A 20,110-nucleotide genomic window follows, 5' to 3' on the forward strand; every position below is an offset into this window, starting at 1 on the left:
GTTACTCGTGAGCGCAGATGAGAAGTCGACGATAACCATCAGTCTATGTATGATTGTTAAGAATGAAGAGAATACACTCGCAAGGTGTTTAGATTCGATTGCTGATATCGTTGATGAGATTATCATGATCGACACAGGATCTACGGACCTCACATTAGAGGTTGCTGCTCGGTATACAGAACATATACATTCTATATCATGGACTGACGATTTCGCAGCTGCCCGTAATGAATCATTTAAAAGAGCCACGCAGGATTATATCCTGTGGCTAGATGCCGACGATGTCCTATTAGAACGGGACCGTGTACTGTTACGTAAGTTAAAGGAGCATTTGACCTCCAATATCGATGCAGTTATTATGGATTATCACTTAGCAGAAGATGAAGCGGGCCGAGCGACGTTTGCATCTCGTCGAACGCGACTAGTGAAGCGGGATAAGGGATATCGTTGGTATGGGTGTATTCATGAAGACCTAGATATAAGTCGTGGGAACGTTGTATTCACTGATATAGCGATCACACATCGCCGGTCTGAATCGGATCACACAGAACGCAATCATCATATTATGACAAAGTGGTTGACTGAAGAAGAACCACTTGAGGGTCGTATGTTATATCATTACGCGAATGAATGTTGTGATCGACAGGAGTACCCACAAGCTATAACTGCATTTGAGAAGTTATTATCGGAATCGGCGGGGTATCGAGAAGATCGGATTGGGGCTTGCTTAAGATTATCTCAATGTTATGATCAATTAGGAGACATGGAGAATAAGCTTCATAGTCTATTTCGTTCGTTCCGCTATGACAGGCCACAGAGCGATATTTGTTGTGCTATTGGTGAGTGCTTCATGACATGGAAGGAATGGCATACAGCCATTCACTGGTACGAACAATCCGTAGAGCAACAAATCCATAGACATGGGTTGAGACCTGTATCGTTAATCTGTTATACTTGGTTGCCGCATATTCGGTTGAGCTACTGTTATGCGAGTATTGGGGATATGAAACGTTCCTATGAAAACAACGAAAAAGCCCTTATATATTTACCTGAAGACATAGCTCTACTAGGTAATCGAACAAAGCTTAAAAACGCGCTGGGATTATGATAATCTTCCAATATTTGATCGTAAAAGCCTATGCTTTAATTTGATAGGATAGAAGAGCACCCTATTCTATTATAAAGCGAGGCTTTTCTTTTGATAAAAAACCGAATACATTCATCAATCTATAAACTTAGTACACTCATGCTACTCATTATTTTTATGGGAGTGGGTACTGTACCATCGACCATTTCAGCTAATACAAGCAGCAAGCTTCCTTTTGATGATATTTCGAATAGTTATGCTCAGAAAGAAATTGTTCGATTAGCTGGTCTGAACATCATTAATGGTACGAAAGTAAGGACATATGAGCCTCGGAAAGCTGTGACTAGGGCAGAGTTTATAACGATGATCGGCAGGGTGCTACGACTGGAACCTGTAGATAACGCCATTGCGTCCTTTACGGATGTTCGAAAGAAGGAATGGTATTATGGGTGGGTACAAGCAGGGGTGAACTTAGGTATAGTGGATGGGGTTCGCCCGGGATTCTTCGAACCTACCCAAGAGATTAGCCGTCAAGAAGCGGCTGCATTAATAGTCCGCGCGATGAAACTTAAGGATGGAACAACGACTAGTAAACTCACATTCGTTGATTCCGATGATATCGCTACGTGGGCCATTCCGTATGTCTATACGATTCAGAAGGAATCGATCATGTCCGGTGAAGGACATAAGTATCGTCCCAATGATGCTATTACTAGACAAGAAACGGCAGTCGTATTGGACCGGATCCTAGACAGTTCATTCGGGGTTAAAGTGAGGAGTGGGCAGAGTGCTTCTGTTATTCATATGGGATGGCAATACGATAGTACAACAACAGAATTCATAGATCAAGTGGAGTCATCAACCGTTAATACATTGGTACCTAGGTGGTTCTATCTAGAGAATAATGCCGTCATATCGGACCATTCCAATGTAGAATTATTGACCTACGCTAAACAAAACAATAAGAAAATATGGGCGATGTTGGGAAATCACTCGAACTCGGAACTGACACATGAGATATTATCTAGTTCAACCTTGAGAAATAAAGCGATCCAACAAATCACTACGTATGTTCAAAAGTATAAACTAGCAGGTATCAATGTTGACTTTGAAGATGTGAATCCTACGGATCGTAAGAATTTAACCACATTTATTACTACACTTGCTAACCAGCTTCATGAGATAAATGCCGTTCTATCTATTGATGTTTCACCAGATTTAGGAACGGATTGGACGGAAGGGTTTGACTATGCAATGCTGGGTAAATCTGCAGACTATGTCGTGTTAATGGGTTATGATGAGCATTGGGGCGGGTCAACGGTAGCTGGATCTGTCTCTTCACTTCCTTGGGTAGAGAAGGCATTAAGCAAATTGCTCAAATCGGTTGCTTCTAATAAAGTTATAGTTGCACTGCCACTGTATACGCGTGACTGGTCTGTATCTTCAAAGAAGGTCCTATCAGAAGAAATAACGCTACCGTTACAGAATCAAAGAATCATTAAGAGGAATGCTAAACTAACATTTGATACTAGCACAAGTCAATATATAGCTAAGTATACTTTGTTAGGGACGAAACATAGCATTTGGATGGAAGAGAGTCGGTCCTTATCGCTCAAAGCCCATATGGCAGCTAGTAAAGGGGTTGCCGGTTATGCATATTGGTATATGGGTGGTGAGACTCATGATATTTGGGCCGCACTTCGGAATGTCGTTCGTTATTCAGCCTATTAATATGAGAAAATTAGATTTATAACGTGAAAGGAAATTGTAATGAAGAAATCAGCAGCACCTATTCCCATCATCATCCCCCTTCTTATCGGTGTTATCGCAGTCTCCTTTTCGTCCATATTCGTGAAATGGTCTACAGCACCCGCATCGATCCAGGGGATGTATAGACTACTATTCACGGTATTCATGATGCTCCCATTTGGTTTTCGGCGGGGTGCTGAATTGCGCTCCATCTCGGTTAAGAACTGGATCCTATTAGGAGCATCTGGTTTTTTTCTTGCATTACATTTTTTGTTATGGATGGGATCATTAACCTATACGACGGTTTCTAGTTCAACGATTATACTAGCACTGGAACCGGTGTTTATTTGGTGCGGAGCTTATTTTTTATTCAAAGAGAGAATGGCTTCTTTCGCGAAGTTGGGTATGCTAATTGCTGTTGCTGGAGCTGCCTTGATCGGCTGGGGGGATATCGGAATTTCAAATGAAAATCTATATGGAGATTTAATGTCTTTCCTAGGAACGCTTGCTGTCGCCGTACATATGTTAATTGGTCAAAAGCTGCTGTCACAAGTGTCGCCTTACGTATATAACTTGATCGTATTTTCATCTGCGGTGGTAGTGTTTGCTATCTATAATGTGACCATGGGGATATCATTTACGCATTATAATGAGCGAGAATGGGGAATCTTTCTATTATTAGCCATCGTTCCAACCGTGTTCGGACATATGTTGTTTAATTGGTTATTGCAATACATATCTGCTACAACCATTTCTATGAGTATCCTAGGGGAACCCATAGGTGCCAGCTTGCTAGCCTTTTTATTGTTAAATGAGACCATGAGTAATGTACAGATTTGTGGAGGACTTATGGCTATAACGGGTATGATTCTTTTTATGAGAGTCACGAACAGGACGAATAAGAGGGAATCAGTTCATGAGTTAGATGTTGTCTAGCATATCGATTTTATCAACAATTCATTTTGGAAGAATGACATAATTTCCATAACAATGTAAAATAAAAATAGTTATAAAAATCACATGATCTTCACTAGGTGGAAATCAGTCAAGCATGTATTGTGGGAGGAACTGAAAATGCCGGAAAAGGATTCTATTGATGAACTGCCCAAAGAGCAATTCAATACAAGCGAGTTATTAAAAGCTTTAATAGCTTTTAAAAATGGAGATTTCTCTTATCGAATGCCGTATGACCTCGTTGGCCTAGAGGGTAAAGTTGCGGATTCGTTTAATGAGATTATTGAAATGCAAGAAAGCATGGTAGTAGAGATCCAAACAGTCGCTAAGGTTGTAGGAAAAGAAGGTAATCTATCGAGACGTTTCTCTCATATAAATACAGGTGGATCTTGGACGGTTGCTGTTGAAGCATTGAATGGTATGGTCATTGATCTCATTCAACCTACCAGTGAAATGGTCCGTGTCATCAATGCTGTTGCGGAGGGAGATCTCTCCCAGACTGTAGATCTAGAATTTGAAGGGCGTCCATTAACAGGAGAATTTAAGAAGTCTGCTAACAATATAAATATGATGGTGAATCAGCTAAGTAAATTTGCTTCCGAAGTCACACGTGTTGCGCGTGAAGTGGGCACTGAAGGGAACTTGGGTGGACAAGCTGATGTTGAAGGTGTATCGGGTACTTGGAAGAATTTAACCGATAGTGTTAATAATATGGCCACGAACCTGACAGATCAGGTCCGCAATATAGCTGTTGTAACCACGGCTGTTGCCAATGGAGATCTTTCAAAGAAAATTACGGCAGATGTTCAAGGTGAAATACTTGAGCTGAAGATTACAATCAATACAATGGTAGATCAATTATCAATGTTCGCTTCAGAGGTTACTCGTATGGCACGTGATGTTGGTACCGAAGGTATATTAGGTGGACAGGCAGAGGTAAGCGGCGTGGCAGGAACTTGGCGTGATTTGACAGAGAGTGTTAATTACATGGCTAGTAACTTGACGAATCAGGTCCGCAATATAGCTGAAGTTACAACAGCCGTTGCCAAAGGTGATTTATCGAAGACCATTACGGTAGATGCCAAAGGGGAAATTCTAGAGTTAAAGAGCACGATTAACACGATGGTGGATCAGTTAAGCAATTTTGCATCTGAGGTTACAAGGGTAGCGAGAGAAGTCTCAACTGAAGGTAAACTTGGAGGACAGGCTGATGTTAAAGATGTATCTGGGACATGGAAGGATTTAACGGATAACGTTAATTTCATGGCGGGCACATTAACAGATCAGGTTCGGAACATCGCTGAAGTTACGACAGCGGTTGCAAAGGGTGATCTATCCAAGCAAATTACGGTGAATGCCAAAGGTGAAATCCTTGAACTGAAGAATACCATCAATACCATGGTAGATCAGTTATCCACGTTCGCATCAGAAGTAACACGTGTGGCCCGTGAGGTTGGAACGCTGGGTATGTTGGGTGGACAAGCGAAGGTTAAAGGTGTTGCGGGAACATGGCGTGATTTGACGGAAAGCGTCAATTACATGGCTTCCAATCTAACCGATCAAGTTCGAAATATTGCAGTCGTCACGACCGCGGTTGCTAATGGGGACTTATCTAAGAAAATTACAGCAGATGTTCAAGGTGAAATTCTGGAACTCAAGAACACTATTAATACGATGGTAGATCAACTATCTACGTTTGCATCGGAAGTTACACGAGTATCCCAAGAAGTAGGTACGGAAGGTAAGCTTGGCGGACAAGCGCAAGTGAAGGGCGTAGGTGGAACTTGGAAGGACTTAACTGAGGGCGTTAATGGGATGGCTCGTAATCTGACAGATCAAGTGCGTAATATCGCCGACGTAACGACGTCAGTAGCTAAGGGTGACTTGTCTAAAAAGATTACCGTAGACGTTAAGGGTGAGATGCTTGAGCTGAAGAATACAATGAATACGATGCTAGATCAGCTCAGTAACTTCGCTTCAGAGGTTACTCGTGTGGCCCGTGAGGTCGGAACGGAAGGGAAACTTGGAGCCCAAGCAGATGTGAAAGACGTCTCTGGAACTTGGAAAGACCTGACGGATACCGTGAATTATATGGCTAGCAATTTAACGATTCAAATGCGTAACATTGCAGGTGTCACAACAGCTGTTGCGAACGGAGATTTATCTAAGAAGATAACCGTTGATGTAAAAGGTGAACTTCTGGAACTGAAGAATACGATTAACACCATGGTGGACCAACTGAACTCATTCGCATCAGAAGTAACTCGTGTGGCCCGTGAGGTAGGTACTGATGGGAAGCTCGGAGGGCAATCACAAGTACGTGGTGTTGGCGGAATATGGAAGGACCTCACAGATAACGTTAACATCATGGCGACGAATCTTACGGATCAAGTTCGTGGAATTGCCAAGGTTGTGACAGCTGTTGCGAATGGTAATCTGAAGCAGAAGTTAACGGTCGAAGCAAAAGGTGAAATCGCAGAGTTGACAGATACTATTAACAACATGATTGAGACACTGGCTACGTTCGCAGATCAGGTTACTACAGTAGCTAGAGAAGTCGGAGCTGAAGGGAAACTGGGCGGGCAAGCGAGCGTGCCAGGTGCAGCAGGAACGTGGCGTGATCTTACGGATAATGTTAACTATATGGCGAGTACCTTAACAACCCAAGTGCGGGCTATTACCAATGTAGCCACTGCCGTGACGAAGGGAGACTTATCTCGTACCATTGATGTCGCCGCAGCAGGTGAAGTTGCAGCATTGAAAGATAATGTGAATGAGATGATTCGTAATCTCAAAGAAACGACTCGAATTAATACGGATCAAGATTGGCTGAAGACGAATCTGGCTAAGTTTTCCCGATTGTTACAAGGTCAACGGGATTTATATGCTGTATGTCGTATGATTCTTTCAGAATTAGCACCATTGGTGTCCATGCAACATGGTGTTATCTATATTAACGAAGTAGTGAATGATGAGTCGGTATTATCCCTATTTGCAAGTTATGCTTATCAACAGCGTAAACATCTCTCCAATGAGTATCGAGCTGGTGAAGGGTTGGTTGGTCAATGTCTAATTGAGAAACAACGGATATTATTAACGAATGTACCAGGTGACTATGTTATGATCTCGTCTGGTCTAGGTGAGGCAACACCACTTAACATCGTTCTACTTCCAATCATATTTGAAGATCAAGTCCTTGCTGTATTAGAGTTAGCTTCATTCCGTGCTTTCGGAGAGATTGATATTGCCTTCCTAGATCAATTGACGGAATCGATAGGTATTGTTATTAATACGATGCAAGCGAACCAACGTACTGAAGAACTTCTAATTCAATCACAGTCTTTAACAGAGAAGCTACAGAAACAGCAAATGGAGTTACAGAACACGAATGAAGAATTAGAGGATAAGGCGAAACTCCTAGTTCTTCAGAAAGCAGAAGTCGAGAGTAAGAATAACGAAGTTGAAATTGCGAAGAGTTTCTTAGAAGAAAAAGCAGAACAATTAGCTTTGACTTCCAAATATAAATCTGAATTCTTAGCTAATATGTCTCATGAACTTCGCACACCACTTAATTCATTACTATTGCTCGCAGAACAACTTGCTGAGAATCCGGAAGCTAATCTATCCAGCAACCAAGTTAAATTTGCCAAAACAATTCAAGATTCCGGGTTCGATCTCCTTAATTTAATTAACGATATCCTAGATTTATCTAAGATTGAATCAGGAACGATAACACCGGATTATACGGAAATTAAATTGTTGGATTTAGTGGATGGATTAGATCGTACGTTCCGTCATATGGTGGATGATAGCAGACTTGAATTCCACATCAAGACGGAATCGAATGTTCCTGATACCCTAGTGACGGATGTAAAGAGACTCCAACAAGTTCTGAAGAATCTCTTGTCCAATGCATTCAAGTTCACGGAAGAAGGACAGGTCATGCTTCAGATCCGTAGAGCAACCGATGGATGGAATGTAGCAAATTCGACGTTGAGTAATGCGGCAATGGTGTTGTGTTTCTCTGTAAGTGACACCGGGGTAGGCATTCCAGAAGATAAACAGCGCATTATATTTGAAGCCTTCCAACAAGCTGATGGAAGCACCAACCGGGTATATGGAGGTACTGGACTAGGTCTTGCCATTTCTCGTGAAATTGCGAGTATGCTCGGTGGAGAAATTACATTATATAGTGTCGTTGATAAAGGAAGTTACTTCAATTTATACTTGCCGGTAGATGCTGAGTATCAAGAGATTGAAGTGGAGACGAAATATATCCCTGAGGTCATTGATGTCACACCTCCTGAGCGGAGATATACGGATAGTAGAAAATCAGACAATGATATCATCGATGATCGTGACCTGATCGAACCAGGTGACCGTGTGTTTCTAATTATTGAGGACGATTTAAAGTTTAATGAAATTGTCTTAGAACTTCTGCATAAAAGAAATATCAAAGCTGTTATCACAACCAAAGGTTCAAATGCACTTGAACTAGCCAGAAAGTATAACCCTGTTGCCATTACGCTTGACCTGCGATTAAAAGACACGGACGGATGGCTTGTTATTGAACACTTAAAGAATGATGTGAGTGTGAGACATATTCCTGTCTGCGTAATTAGTGTGGAGGAAGATAAAGTCCAACTGATGCAAAAGGGTGTATACGATTATATTTGTAAGCCTGTTAATAACGAGGAACTTGAGAATACATTGGATAACTTAAATCGTTATGCAGATCAGACTATTCATAATCTCCTGCTTGTGAATAGTGATGATGGCATTCGCCAGCAGTGGAAAGAATGTATCGATAATGAAGATGTACAAGTGCACGATACAGACTCGGGTCGTCACGCATTAGAGTATTTAAAAGCTAATGATGTGGAATGTCTATTAGTAGACAATGAATTGCAGGATATGGAGGTCCTTCATTTCATTCGGGAGATACAAAAGAATTCCAAAAATAAATTCTTAAGAATTGTGTTGTTTAGAAAGCAGAAATGGACACACGAGGAAGAGCATGATCTTGAAGATCTAATGAAAGTGGCTGTTATTCGTGAAGTGAAGTCGACGATTCAGATGATGGATGAAACAAGTGTATTCCTACATCGCAAGTCTGAGAATCTACCTGAAGGATCGCGTGAAGCGATTATCAAACTTCATCAATCTGATGAAATGATTAAGTATAAGAAGGTACTTGTTGTGGATGATGATATCCGTAACATATTTGCTCTCACAACCATTCTTGAACGTCATAATATGATGGTAACTTCTGCAGAGAATGGGCACGAAGCCATTACACTTCTAGAGCAATCACCGGACATTGACATTGTACTAATGGATATTATGATGCCGATTATGGACGGATATGAGACTACTCGTGCAATTCGTGAAAAACCTGAGTTTCAAAAGTTGCCAATTATTGCATTGACTGCGAAAGCAATGGCTGGCGATCGTGAGGAATGCTTAGAAGCAGGGGCCTCAGATTACATTACGAAACCCGTAAATAGTGCACATCTATTGTCCATGATTCGTAGCTGGTTAGATGAAGAAGTTGAAGAAGTATCTGAAGAGGATTAAGTGTTGAGTATAGCAGGTCAAGTTTTTTTTCCTTGAACCTGCTATTCTTATTTTTGATCATCCAAGATAAGGATGGTTGTTGGAATTAAAATACAGTAAGACATACTTTCGTATGCATCTTTTTGTCATAACTTTTGTATGCTATACGGAGATGGTGTATAATCTTGTTGTTTGGACTTGAATTTACTTCACCAACTCGAAACAGTTTGGTTATAATAAGAAGACCATAATAGAATGAGGGATAAGAGCATGATTACAATTAAAACGAAAGATCAGATTCAAAAGATGAAATTAGCTGGTGAAATATTAGCGGCCTGTCATCGTGAAATTAGTAAGATGATTGTTCCTGGAATAGCTACGCTTGAGATTGATCGATTTGCTGAAGAATTTATGATTAAGAATGGCGCTACACCGGAACAAAAAGGGTACAATGGGTATCGCTTTGCTACATGCGCTTCTGTAAATGATGTTATTTGTCATGGATTTCCGACGCATACGAAGCTAAAAGAAGGGGACATCGTGACCATCGATATGGTCGTTAATTTAAATGGCTGGTTAGCGGATTCAGCTTGGTCATACCCCGTAGGTCAGATATCTGAGAAATCACAGAAACTCTTAGATGTAACCAAAGAATCCTTATATAAAGGGATTGAGATGGCAGTTGTAGGAAACCGCATTGGAGATATTTCGCATGCTGTTCAAGTCCATGCTGAAGCAGAAGGGTTCTCTGTCGTACGAGAATTCATAGGACATGGTATTGGCAAGGATATGCATGAGGAACCTCAAGTTCCACATTATGGTCCAGCAAATGTCGGTCCAAGATTGAAAGAAGGCATGGTCATTACCATTGAACCTATGCTTAATACCGGTACTTATCGTAGCAAAATAGATGCAGATGGTTGGACAGCTAGAACAGTTGATGGTGGCTTGTCGGCACAGTATGAACATACTTTAGCTATTACGGCTGACGGTCCGATCATTCTAACGGATCAAGGTCTATAAGAAACATAATCATGTAACACAAGCAGCAGGTCAAGGTGTCAGCCTTGATCCGCTCTTTGGTGTTTCCGGTATATTGTGGCTTATTTTTTAGTGGTAGTTAATCTACCTTTGCACCATAAGAACGTGTAAAGGTAGCCGCTTGGGTGAGATCCATTCTAACGCCTTTGATGTCGAGAGACTTAAAGTCAATTCTATCGAGAATAGCACCGCGTAGATCAGCACCCGCTAGTTTGGCTTGACTCAATTGAACGCCAGTTAAATTGGCTTCTCTCAGATCAGCTTTTTCTAAATTGGATTGAACAAAATCTGCTTCCGTAAACCGGACTTTCCGTAAGTCTTGCTTGCTTAGGTTTACATGTCGCAGATTCGTGTAGGACCAATCTCCTTCTTGTATTGTGATTCCATCCATGCGTGCTTGAACAAAGTCGGAACCTACCATTTTGCAATTTTCAAATTTAGATACGAACAAGTTACTTCCTTTAAAAATGCAATTGGTAAAGGCAGAGCCAATATGCTGTGACGCATTAAGATTCGCATTTGTGAAATTACAATTAATAAATTGGCAGTTTGTGGTTGAGACTTCTTCTAAGGGTGTTCCGCTAAAGTTACATTCTTGAAAGGTACAATTCGTCAGTTCGCCATAGCATAAATCGGATTTACTGAAATCAATATGATCATAGTTTTGATCTATATGAAAAAACATCATATCATCTCCTTAATAGGTTCTATTATAATATATCTATCTATATTTGATAAAGAATTAGAAATGGGAATATCGTAAAGTTGAATATCTACTGTTAGTTTGTTATGGTTAATTGTAAGATCTACGAAGACTATATCATCTTTTGAAAGTGAGAAGTGAAACAATGAAATCAATTGCATGGGTTACAGATAGTACATGTACTATTGACCCTGATTTTGCTAGAGAGAATCACATTTATATTGTTCCTTTGCGACTTATATTTGGAAACGATTGTTACAAAGAAACGATAGAGATAACGAACGACGAAGTATACGAGAAACTTAAGGTTTATGAAAAAGCAGGCAGTTCACAACCTCCGATAGGGGAGTTTATTGAACTGTATGAATCGTTAAAAGATAAATATGATGAAATCATAGCAATTCATTGTTCTTCCTCACTTAGTGGAACTTTTCACAATTCGATCCAAGCAGCAGAAATAGCTGAGGCAACGGTCATTGGGATAGATACAGAGGCAGGTGCCTTTCCGATTAGAGAGATGATTATGTATGGGCTTAGATTGCAACATGAGGGATTATCAGCACAGGAGATTAAGAATAACATTCAACCTATGATTGATAATACGAAGTTTTTCCTTATTCCTGCTAATTTACACCAACTTCATCGTAGTGGCAGAGTATCAGGTACACAGTTGTTGATTAGTAACTTGCTTCGAATCCAGTTAATTATACGTTTCGATCATGGTAAGATTCTTGTTGATGAGAAAATACGTACCTTTAAGAAAGCAAAGCATAGAATTATTGAACATTTAAAGACTGACATCGAAAAGATAAAAACCGTTTGTATTATGCATGCAAATAATTTATCCGTAGCGCATGAGATTGAACAGGAGATCGCTGAAGATCATCCACATCTCAAAATTGAAATTATGACATTCATTCCTGTGGTTGGAATTCTTGCTGGTGAGGGAACGATTGGATTATCATGGATTAATAATTATTAACCACAATATGTTATGGAAGCGTTCATATTTATGAGAGCTGTAGGCGAATGTGCCTGCAGCTCTTTTTTATTAATGGAGCTACTTATTGAAATCCAGACTAGGGTTAGCATATGTTGAGCAAAATACAATGAGTGAGTGTCATTTTGACATGGAATTTGTATTATTTTGAAAATTCATATATAATATAAAAAGTAAGTACATAACATTAAGGGAGGAACTATAATTATGGAAAAAGGGTTTTTTGAAGCAATTAAAAATAGACGTTCAATTTATGCAATTAGTAAAGAATCTGTGGTGTCTGACGAAAGAATTCAAGAAATCGTGAGCGATGCTGTAAAACATACGCCATCTTCTTTTAACTCTCAAAGTGCAAGAGTGGTCGTTCTTCTTGGAGAGCAACATGATAAACTGTGGAATATTACTGAAAACACACTTAAGAAAATGGTTCCTGAAGATAAATTTGCACCAACAGCTGAGAAAATGGCAATGTTCCGTAATGGTTACGGTACCGTGTTGTTCTTTGAAGACCAAGAAGTTATTGAAGGATTGCAGACGGCATTTGCTTCTTACGCGGATAATTTCCCAATCTGGTCTCTACAATCATCAGGAATGCATCAATTGGTTATTTGGACAGGTCTTGAAAATGAAGGTTTCGGCGCATCATTACAGCATTACAATCCATTGATTGATGATGAAGTGAAACAAACTTGGAATATTCCAGCATCATGGAAACTTTTAGCTGAAATGCCATTTGGAAAAGTAGTAGCACCAGCTGGAGAGAAAGAATTCAAGCCTTTAGAAGATCGAGTTAAAGTGTTTAAATAATACTACAAGTGTCAGAAAATTATTTCTAACTAAAGCCGGTCCTCGATACTATAATTGTTCATATAGTATAGGGGGGCTTTTTTATTATTTGAGAATTTGTTGCAATGTAGACTATAATATAGTGTACATACAACAATATAGTAAGTGATTGACAGACGGGAGAGTAGAAAATAATGCAACTCATAGATCAGACAAATGTTCAGTTGATCATAGATCAGCTCAAAAACCAAGACCTATATATCCATCTTGAGATGACAACGGGAGCTTATGCCTCTCACCATGATGACTCAAAGTTCACAGCATCCACATTTATCCGTAATGGACATATTCGATATACTTTAGGTTCAATTGAAGGAAGTGGGCCTTATCGTGTTGGGCTCAAGATCGATCAAGGATGGGTATACTCTCAAGGATTAACGCATTGGGATGAGACGGATACGGAACGTCTAATACTCGCAGGTCATGATAACGACGGTAAATTAGTCGTATCTCTACAATTAAGTAAAGAACCATTTTAATATTAAATAGAGAGAGAGGGTTAACTCATATGGAACGTCAGATATTAGTAGTACTACCACATCCAGATGATGAATGCTTTGGTCTCTCTGGAACATTAGCCAAGCACATCACTGAAGGCACACCTGTAACGTATGCCTGTTTAACTTTAGGAGAAATGGCTCGGAACATGGGCAATCCACTATTTGCTAATCGAGTCACACTTCCAGAGATTCGTAAAATGGAACTGCTAGAATCATGTAAGTCTATTGGGATAACCGATGTAAGAATGATGGGTTATCATGATAAAACGATTGAATTCGAAGATCATGAAGCAATGAGCGAGAGACTTGGAGATTTGATCAAGGAGCTGAATCCTTCTCTTGTTGTTACTTTTCATCCCCTGTATAGTGTTCATCCAGATCATGATGCTACAGGCGCAGCAGTTATACGTACGATCGCGAAGATGCCGAAGGACCAAAGACCAGTCGTCCATTGTATGGCTTTTACGAAGGGCTGTGAGGAAATATTGGGACATTCTGACGTAAAAGTCGATGTTAGTGCTTTTCTTAAGCAGAAGATCGGCTCGATTCAATCTCATCGTTCACAGTGGCAGTTACCTGTAGATAGCCAAATGGTAGAGAGCGAAGCCATGAAGGAAAGATTCGGAACTGAGCGATTCTGGACTTATGTTATAGAATAAAATGAGATTAGGGTACTTGCAAGTTTGAAATAGAAAATAAGAAGCCGAGCCTTTAAGCTCGGCTTTGTTGTATAGTCCATGATATGAAAGTGTTAAAAATGGATGAATTCGGTACAATATAAGAAGTAGAGTAAGACTATACGCTAAGAGGGTAGTGTGATTTGATCGTGAAGAAGAATAACAAGCCCATGATTCTAATGTTCCTAATGTGTATAATCCTCGTCCTTGGAGGGTGTGGTTCAACGGAATCGAGCCAGACAACTCCTAATTCTTCATTAGGTAATGAGGCGGAATCACCGAATCCTTCGCAATCCTCTCCTGATGGGACTGGATCGGGTGATCAGAATGATCCTTTAGAAGTAGTAACCGACTCCACACAAGAACTCTTGGAGACGATGAGTATGGATGAGAAGATAGGACAGCTGGTTGTCGTTGGCATGGATGGGACACAACAGAATGAGGATACTCAGAAATTTATTAAGGACTACCATGTGGGTGGATTTATCTTCTATAAAGATAATATTGAGAATACGGAACAATCATTACGTCTGTTTAACGAGTTGAAGAGTAGTAATGAGGGCAATAAAGTCCCACTCTGGATGAGTATAGATGAAGAGGGGGGCCGAGTGACTCGGATGCCTAACGAATTTCTGAAGCTACCTACGAATCAAGCTATTGGGTTGAAAAACGATAGCGAGTTATCCAATCAAATTGGGCAGATTCTTGGTCAAGAATTAAAAGGTTTTGGATTGAATATGGACTTCGCTCCTGTGCTTGATATTAATAGTAACCCGAATAACCCAGTCATTGGAGATCGTTCTTTCGGTGATCAAGCGAAACTCGTCAGCTCGCTTGGTATAGCCACGATGAAAGGCATCCAATCCCAAGGGGTTGTGCCGGTTGTTAAACATTTTCCAGGTCATGGAGATACGTCGGTCGACTCTCATATCGGCTTGCCTGTTGTGGAGAATGATCTAGAACGGTTACGTAAGTTAGAATTAGTTCCTTTTCGAGAAGCTATTCAACAACAAGCAGAAGTCGTTATGATTGCACATCTTCTGATGCCTAAGGTAGACCCAGATAACCCCGCATCCTTATCTAAGATTGTTATTACGGATATTTTACGTGAGGAGCTAGGCTTCAATGGCATTGTAATGACGGATGATATGACCATGGGAGCCATTGCTGACAATGTTGACTTGCAGGAGGCTTCCGTCCAAACGATCCTAGCGGGTACTAATATTGTTCTTGTTGGTCATGATGCACAGAAAGGCGTAGCCGTAATACAAGCTTTGACAGATGCAGTGGAGAACGGTAAAATTTCAGAAGATGTGCTCAACAGTCGAGTCTACACGATATTGAAGCTTAAAGAGAAATATGGATTAACGAACGAAGCTGCCAAAGGGCCCAATGTCCAATCTCTAAATTCAGATATACGAAAGATACTTGACCAGGTAGGGAAGTAACGAAATAAAAAAGACAATCTAAGGGAGGCATTATACATGGTAGATCATCATGGGAAATTGTTTGTGTTTGTTGGCTCATACGCTGAATCGGAAGATAGCGGTGTATATGTGTATTCTTTGGATGAAAGTACAGGGGAATTAACCCGTTTACAAGACGTTGCTGGACTTAAAAATCCGACTTTTTTAAATATAGACCCGAATCAACACAAATTATATGCCATTTCAGAAACACAGCCCTTGGAAGGTACTAAAATCGGGGAAGTTGTTGCCTACTCCATCGATCATACCACGGGCAATCTCAAGTTGCTTGATCGCAAGAATAGTGTAGCTGCGACCACATGCCATATTCAACGCGATCCATCAGAGAAGTTCCTTACCGTGACTAGTTATCATGGAGGAATGATCGGTCTAATGGCTATTGAACAGGATGGAAGCGTAGGAGAACTATTAGATGTGCAACAGCATGAAGGCCACAGCGTACATAAGAATCAGGATCGACCACATCCACATTCCTCTTTCTATAGTCCAGATGGTAAATATGTATTTGTGCAAGATCTTGGATTGGATATCATTCAAGCCTATCATATCGATCCAGACAAGCAGCAGCTGATCAAGAAGGGAACAACTCATCTCCATCCAGGAGCTGGACCTAGACATCTCGTGTTTCACCCACATGGAACGTACGCTTTTGTCATTAACGAACTGAACTCGACCATCACATCGTTTGCCTATGATGCTGAGAGCGGTGAATTAACGGAGCAAGAGACAGTGCCAACACTTCCGTCAGATTTCACAGGGGAGAATGGTTGTGCAGAGATTACAACTTCTCAAGATGGTAAATATGTGTATGGCTCAAATCGTGGACATGATAGCATTGTTGTCTATGCTTTTGATGAAGAGTCAGGCAAACTTACTTATGTGGAACATGTATCTGTAGAAGGAGAACATCCTCGTCACTTCGCGATAACGCCCAAAGGAGACTACCTCATCGTGGCTAATCGTGATACGAACAACCTTACCACATTCCGTGTGAATCAGGAGTCGGGTAGACTGGAATATACGGGCATAAGCGTAACGGTGTCTAAGCCGGTATGTGTTCAACCTTATTATTTGTAAATATCGATTAACACCGAAAATCTAACTTTTATAAGAAGAACCTATTCAATTCAGTAAATGCTGAAGGATAGGTTCTTTTTAGTATGATAAAGGGGAATTCGAGTGAATAGGAGAAGTAACTAATATGTCGTAAAATCATGGGATATATGAGTAAATCAAACCTATATATTGGAGAGTGTTATGATGGAGAGCTATAACAAAACCAAATTAAGTGATGCCCAACTGAAGATCATTATGGATCAAGCATTTAGTCAATCGATTCAAACAGTAGAAGAACTATCGGATGGCTGGGCTAATGTTGCGATCCAGATCGTCGCTTGATTCCGTCTGAATATTTCATTATGGAATTTATTGAAGGTACACCTTTAAATAAAATAAAAGAAACGTTATCTAAAGAAGAGCTAGAAGGAATACAAAAACAGATCGGTGAATACAGTCGACAAATTAATGCATGTAAAGGTGCGAAATTTGGCTATTTTCATGATAGTGATGAATTGAGAAGTTCTTGGACGGATGCATTTCGTAGAATGATGGACGATGTATTGGCTGATGGTAGAGATTTAAATGTTGAACTTCCGATCTCCTATGCCGATATTGAAAAAGAGGTAGAGAAAAGAATAGATGCTTTGGATGAAGTGACCGAGCCTTTTCTTGTTCACTGGGATTTATGGGACGGAAATGTGTTTATCCATGAAGGAAGGATTTCTGGCATTGTTGATTTTGAAAGAGCATTCTGGGGAGATCCTCTGATTGAATATTATTTCGGTAAATTTGGTAGATCCGCTGCCTTTGATGAGGGATATGGTAGAGGGGTGATTACAGAGTCGGAGCGGGTAAGACGAGAATTATATGATCTGTATTTAGATCTGATATTAGTTATTGAATGTGACTATCGTAAATACGAAGATCGGAGTCATATTCAATGGACACGGAATAATTTTGTAGAAGGATTTAAAATACTACAGAATAATTGAGAAAGGTTTCACAATAAATAAAGCCAGAATATGCCAATGTAAGTTATAATGATGTTAGGAGCCAATATCAGGATAAACACGGGATCGAGAATGACAAAGATACAGATAACAACTATTGTAAGCGTGTCACTTCCCGAGTCTGGGTAATAATTATTTGTTTGGTTCCATATAATCCAGCAAAAGGCGGTGAGATCAATGGAACTTTGGGCAATATGGCTCATCATCGGAATCGTACTATTTGTTATTGAGATGCTGACATTAACCTTTTATCTGTTATGGATTGGGATTGGGGCAATTGCGGCAGGACTTATTGCTTTGGTAGTACCTGATTTATTTTTCGTGCAAGTCGTTGTTGGATGTTTAGTGGCGTTAGTGTTAACTTTCTTTACGAAACCTCTTACAAGATTTATGCGGAAATCTAAAGGGTTTACGGATGTGATTGATGATTTAGTTGGTAAGCAAGGTGTTGTTATTGAAGACATTGAGATCGGTAAGAATGGCATAGTTAAGTTGGGCAACGAAACATGGAGTGCTACATCGTATCAGCCTTTACAAAAAGGGGATGTCGTCATTGTAACCCAACGTGGTACCACGGTATTAGAAGTTCAAAAATGGGAAGGGGTTTCTTAAATGATTTATGTTGTATTGATTATCCTCGTTATTGTTGTTGTTTTTATTTCACTGACAATCAAAATTGTACCTCAGCAACGCGTAGGGGTTGTGGAACGTCTCGGTAAATTCCATCGTTTGTTAACACCTGGACTAAATATTCTTATTCCTATTATTGATCATGTAAGGGTATATCACGATTTGCGTATTCAACAGGCGAATGTTCCTCCGCAAACGGTAATAACGAAAGATAATGTTCAAGTTGAGATTGATACGATTATATTCTATCAAGTTGTGGGTCCAGATCAGGCTACATATGGTATTTCCGATTATGTCTATGGTGTTCGTAACATATCTACAGCAACCATGCGTCAGATCATTGGTAAGATGGAATTGGACGAAACGTTATCCGGTCGGGAAAAAATATCGATGGAGATTCGTGTTGCTTTGGATGAAGCGACAGAGAAGTGGGGCGTACGTATTGAACGGGTTGAAGTTATTGATATTCAGCCACCAAGAGATATTCAAGAAGCGATGGATAAGCAGATGAAGGCTGAACGTAGTAAGCGTGCGATTGTACTTGAAGCAGAAGCTGCTAAACAAGACATGATTCTACGTGCTGAAGGTGACAAACAAAGTAAAATCCTTAAGGCTGAAGGGGATAAAGAAGCCCGTATTCGTGAAGCTGAGGGGTTAGGGCAGGCTCAAGAGCTTGAAGCGATTGGTCAAGCGAAAGCGATTCTAGCTGTTGCTGAAGCAGAGAAGAATCGAATTGAGATGATTCGGGATGCTGGACTTAATGAGAGCGTCCTAGCTTATCAATCATTCGAAGCATTGACTGAGATTTCTAAAGGACCTGCTAATAAGGTGTTTATTCCTTCCAATGCGGTGGAGATTCTTGGTAGCCTGGGTGCAATTGGAGAGATTTTTAAATCTAAAAAGTAATATTGGATCTAAAGAGAGCCTAAACAGTAGTTAATGTTTAGGCTCTCTTGGTATAAAAAACGATGCTTAAGTATCTGCAGAAATAGTGAGGAGACCGCGGTTATGATTAAATATCCATTCTTGAAAAAAGGAGCAACAATAGGAATAACAGCGCCCTCATCCGGAGTTCATAGGATCGATTAAGTACATGATATCCAGATTAACATGAGCTTCTTTAACTACGCTTAATTTTCCTTGTTCCATTGCAGATCCGCTCGTCATTGATGAGATTGATTACCGAACGACGATGAATGATACTGCCGCTCAATTTTTCTTCCCAATTATCTCTCTGAACGGTATGAGAAAGGTTTCATCAATCTCACCTCCAATAAGTCGTTTGGCTCTTGGGGTGAAATATTCCGAGACAGGGTACTGGCTACCTCGATCCTAAGCCGTCTCCTGCATCATTTCGTACCTATAGATTTCATGAAGTAACCATAGTCTGAATAATGGAAACAGGCTTCGTATTGTCGTACAAACAGGATGCTCTTGTAATCCCTCAAAAGTATGTCCATGTGTGACATACATTCCTTATAAGTGCATTTTCTTGATCATGAAAAGGCTCAATCTAGAAATCAGTGGTTGATATTTTCAACCAGATAAGCGATGCCTATTGCATTCGACTAAAATGCCAAATTTGTAGCAAACTTCGGTTTTGAGCCTATATCCACCTGTACTTTAACAATAGGTTCATAAATTTTGATACGCTACATCCCCCCCATCTTTCGATATTTTACATGCCCAAAACAAAAAGAGAAACTCGAAATCATGAAATTGCCCGATATTTTTTAATTTTTTTCTCAATATTACTTACTTTGTGGCAACTTGTTGCGTTATATATAGTAGGTGGATTTTTTAACCATTTT

Annotated in this window: 17 protein-coding genes; 16 read left to right on the forward strand and 1 reads right to left on the reverse strand. The window is 40.1% G+C overall.

The features are described from left to right. Window positions 1-7: 7 nt before the first annotated feature. The 5 genes from AC1D7X_RS04425 (at window position 8) to map (ending at window position 10,369) form a co-directional block, all read left to right on the forward strand. Window positions 8-1,108: a glycosyltransferase gene (locus AC1D7X_RS04425; RefSeq protein WP_495456125.1), complete on the forward strand. Its 1,101-nt coding sequence runs from the start codon at window positions 8-10 to the stop codon at window positions 1,106-1,108. A gap of 90 nt (window positions 1,109-1,198) precedes the next feature. Continuing rightward, window positions 1,199-2,818, forward strand: a complete 1,620-nt coding sequence (locus tag AC1D7X_RS04430; protein WP_495474704.1) for a glycosyl hydrolase family 18 protein — start codon at window positions 1,199-1,201, stop codon at window positions 2,816-2,818. Between the two features lie 39 nt (window positions 2,819-2,857). Then, window positions 2,858-3,772 (forward strand): DMT family transporter, encoded by a 915-nt coding sequence (locus AC1D7X_RS04435; RefSeq protein WP_495456123.1) that lies wholly within the window; start codon window positions 2,858-2,860, stop codon window positions 3,770-3,772. A 138-nt stretch (window positions 3,773-3,910) separates the two neighbouring features. Continuing rightward, the gene (locus AC1D7X_RS04440; RefSeq protein WP_495474705.1) at window positions 3,911-9,367 is read left to right on the forward strand and encodes a HAMP domain-containing protein; all 5,457 of its coding nucleotides are present in this window, start codon (window positions 3,911-3,913) and stop codon (window positions 9,365-9,367) included. A 249-nt stretch (window positions 9,368-9,616) separates the two neighbouring features. Next, entirely contained in the window at window positions 9,617-10,369 is a 753-nt protein-coding gene (gene map, locus AC1D7X_RS04445) for a type I methionyl aminopeptidase (protein WP_495456121.1), read from the forward strand. A gap of 97 nt (window positions 10,370-10,466) precedes the next feature. Here map and AC1D7X_RS04450 read toward each other — a convergent pair whose 3' ends face one another. Continuing rightward, on the reverse strand, window positions 10,467-11,072 hold the full coding sequence (locus AC1D7X_RS04450) for a pentapeptide repeat-containing protein (protein WP_495456381.1): 606 nt from the start codon (window positions 11,070-11,072) through the stop codon (window positions 10,467-10,469). 163 nt (window positions 11,073-11,235) lie between these two features. Here AC1D7X_RS04450 and AC1D7X_RS04455 point away from each other — a divergent pair, with 163 nt between their 5' ends. The 11 genes from AC1D7X_RS04455 (at window position 11,236) to AC1D7X_RS04505 (ending at window position 19,679) form a co-directional block, all read left to right on the forward strand. Beyond that, complete coding sequence (locus AC1D7X_RS04455; RefSeq protein ID WP_495456120.1) at window positions 11,236-12,072, forward strand: DegV family protein; 837 nt, start codon at window positions 11,236-11,238, stop codon at window positions 12,070-12,072. Window positions 12,073-12,297: 225 nt separating this feature from the next. Next, window positions 12,298-12,897 carry a nitroreductase family protein gene (locus tag AC1D7X_RS04460; protein ID WP_495474706.1) on the forward strand — a complete coding sequence of 200 codons (600 nt, stop codon included), beginning with the start codon at window positions 12,298-12,300 and terminating at the stop codon, window positions 12,895-12,897. Window positions 12,898-13,070: 173 nt separating this feature from the next. Further along, the gene (locus AC1D7X_RS04465) at window positions 13,071-13,415 is read left to right on the forward strand and encodes a YojF family protein (protein WP_495456118.1); all 345 of its coding nucleotides are present in this window, start codon (window positions 13,071-13,073) and stop codon (window positions 13,413-13,415) included. 29 nt (window positions 13,416-13,444) lie between these two features. After that, a complete protein-coding gene (bshB2, locus tag AC1D7X_RS04470) occupies window positions 13,445-14,095 on the forward strand; it encodes a bacillithiol biosynthesis deacetylase BshB2 (protein WP_495456117.1) in 651 nt (216 codons plus the stop codon). Window positions 14,096-14,262: 167 nt separating this feature from the next. Then, window positions 14,263-15,561: a beta-N-acetylhexosaminidase gene (gene nagZ, locus AC1D7X_RS04475; RefSeq protein ID WP_495474774.1), complete on the forward strand. Its 1,299-nt coding sequence runs from the start codon at window positions 14,263-14,265 to the stop codon at window positions 15,559-15,561. 36 nt (window positions 15,562-15,597) lie between these two features. After that, a complete protein-coding gene (locus tag AC1D7X_RS04480; protein ID WP_495474707.1) occupies window positions 15,598-16,677 on the forward strand; it encodes a lactonase family protein in 1,080 nt (359 codons plus the stop codon). A gap of 180 nt (window positions 16,678-16,857) precedes the next feature. Beyond that, a complete protein-coding gene (locus AC1D7X_RS04485; protein WP_495474708.1) occupies window positions 16,858-16,998 on the forward strand; it encodes a hypothetical protein in 141 nt (46 codons plus the stop codon). 20 nt (window positions 16,999-17,018) lie between these two features. Further along, window positions 17,019-17,651 (forward strand): phosphotransferase family protein, encoded by a 633-nt coding sequence (locus AC1D7X_RS04490; RefSeq protein ID WP_495474709.1) that lies wholly within the window; start codon window positions 17,019-17,021, stop codon window positions 17,649-17,651. Window positions 17,652-17,846: 195 nt separating this feature from the next. Beyond that, window positions 17,847-18,281: an NfeD family protein gene (locus AC1D7X_RS04495; protein ID WP_495474710.1), complete on the forward strand. Its 435-nt coding sequence runs from the start codon at window positions 17,847-17,849 to the stop codon at window positions 18,279-18,281. Continuing rightward, complete coding sequence (locus tag AC1D7X_RS04500; protein ID WP_495456112.1) at window positions 18,282-19,205, forward strand: SPFH domain-containing protein; 924 nt, start codon at window positions 18,282-18,284, stop codon at window positions 19,203-19,205. 351 nt (window positions 19,206-19,556) lie between these two features. Beyond that, a complete protein-coding gene (locus tag AC1D7X_RS04505; RefSeq protein ID WP_495474775.1) occupies window positions 19,557-19,679 on the forward strand; it encodes an ATP-binding protein in 123 nt (40 codons plus the stop codon). The last annotated feature ends 431 nt before the right edge of the window (window positions 19,680-20,110 follow it).

It is taken from the genome of Paenibacillus sp. Y568 (assembly GCF_059445545.1).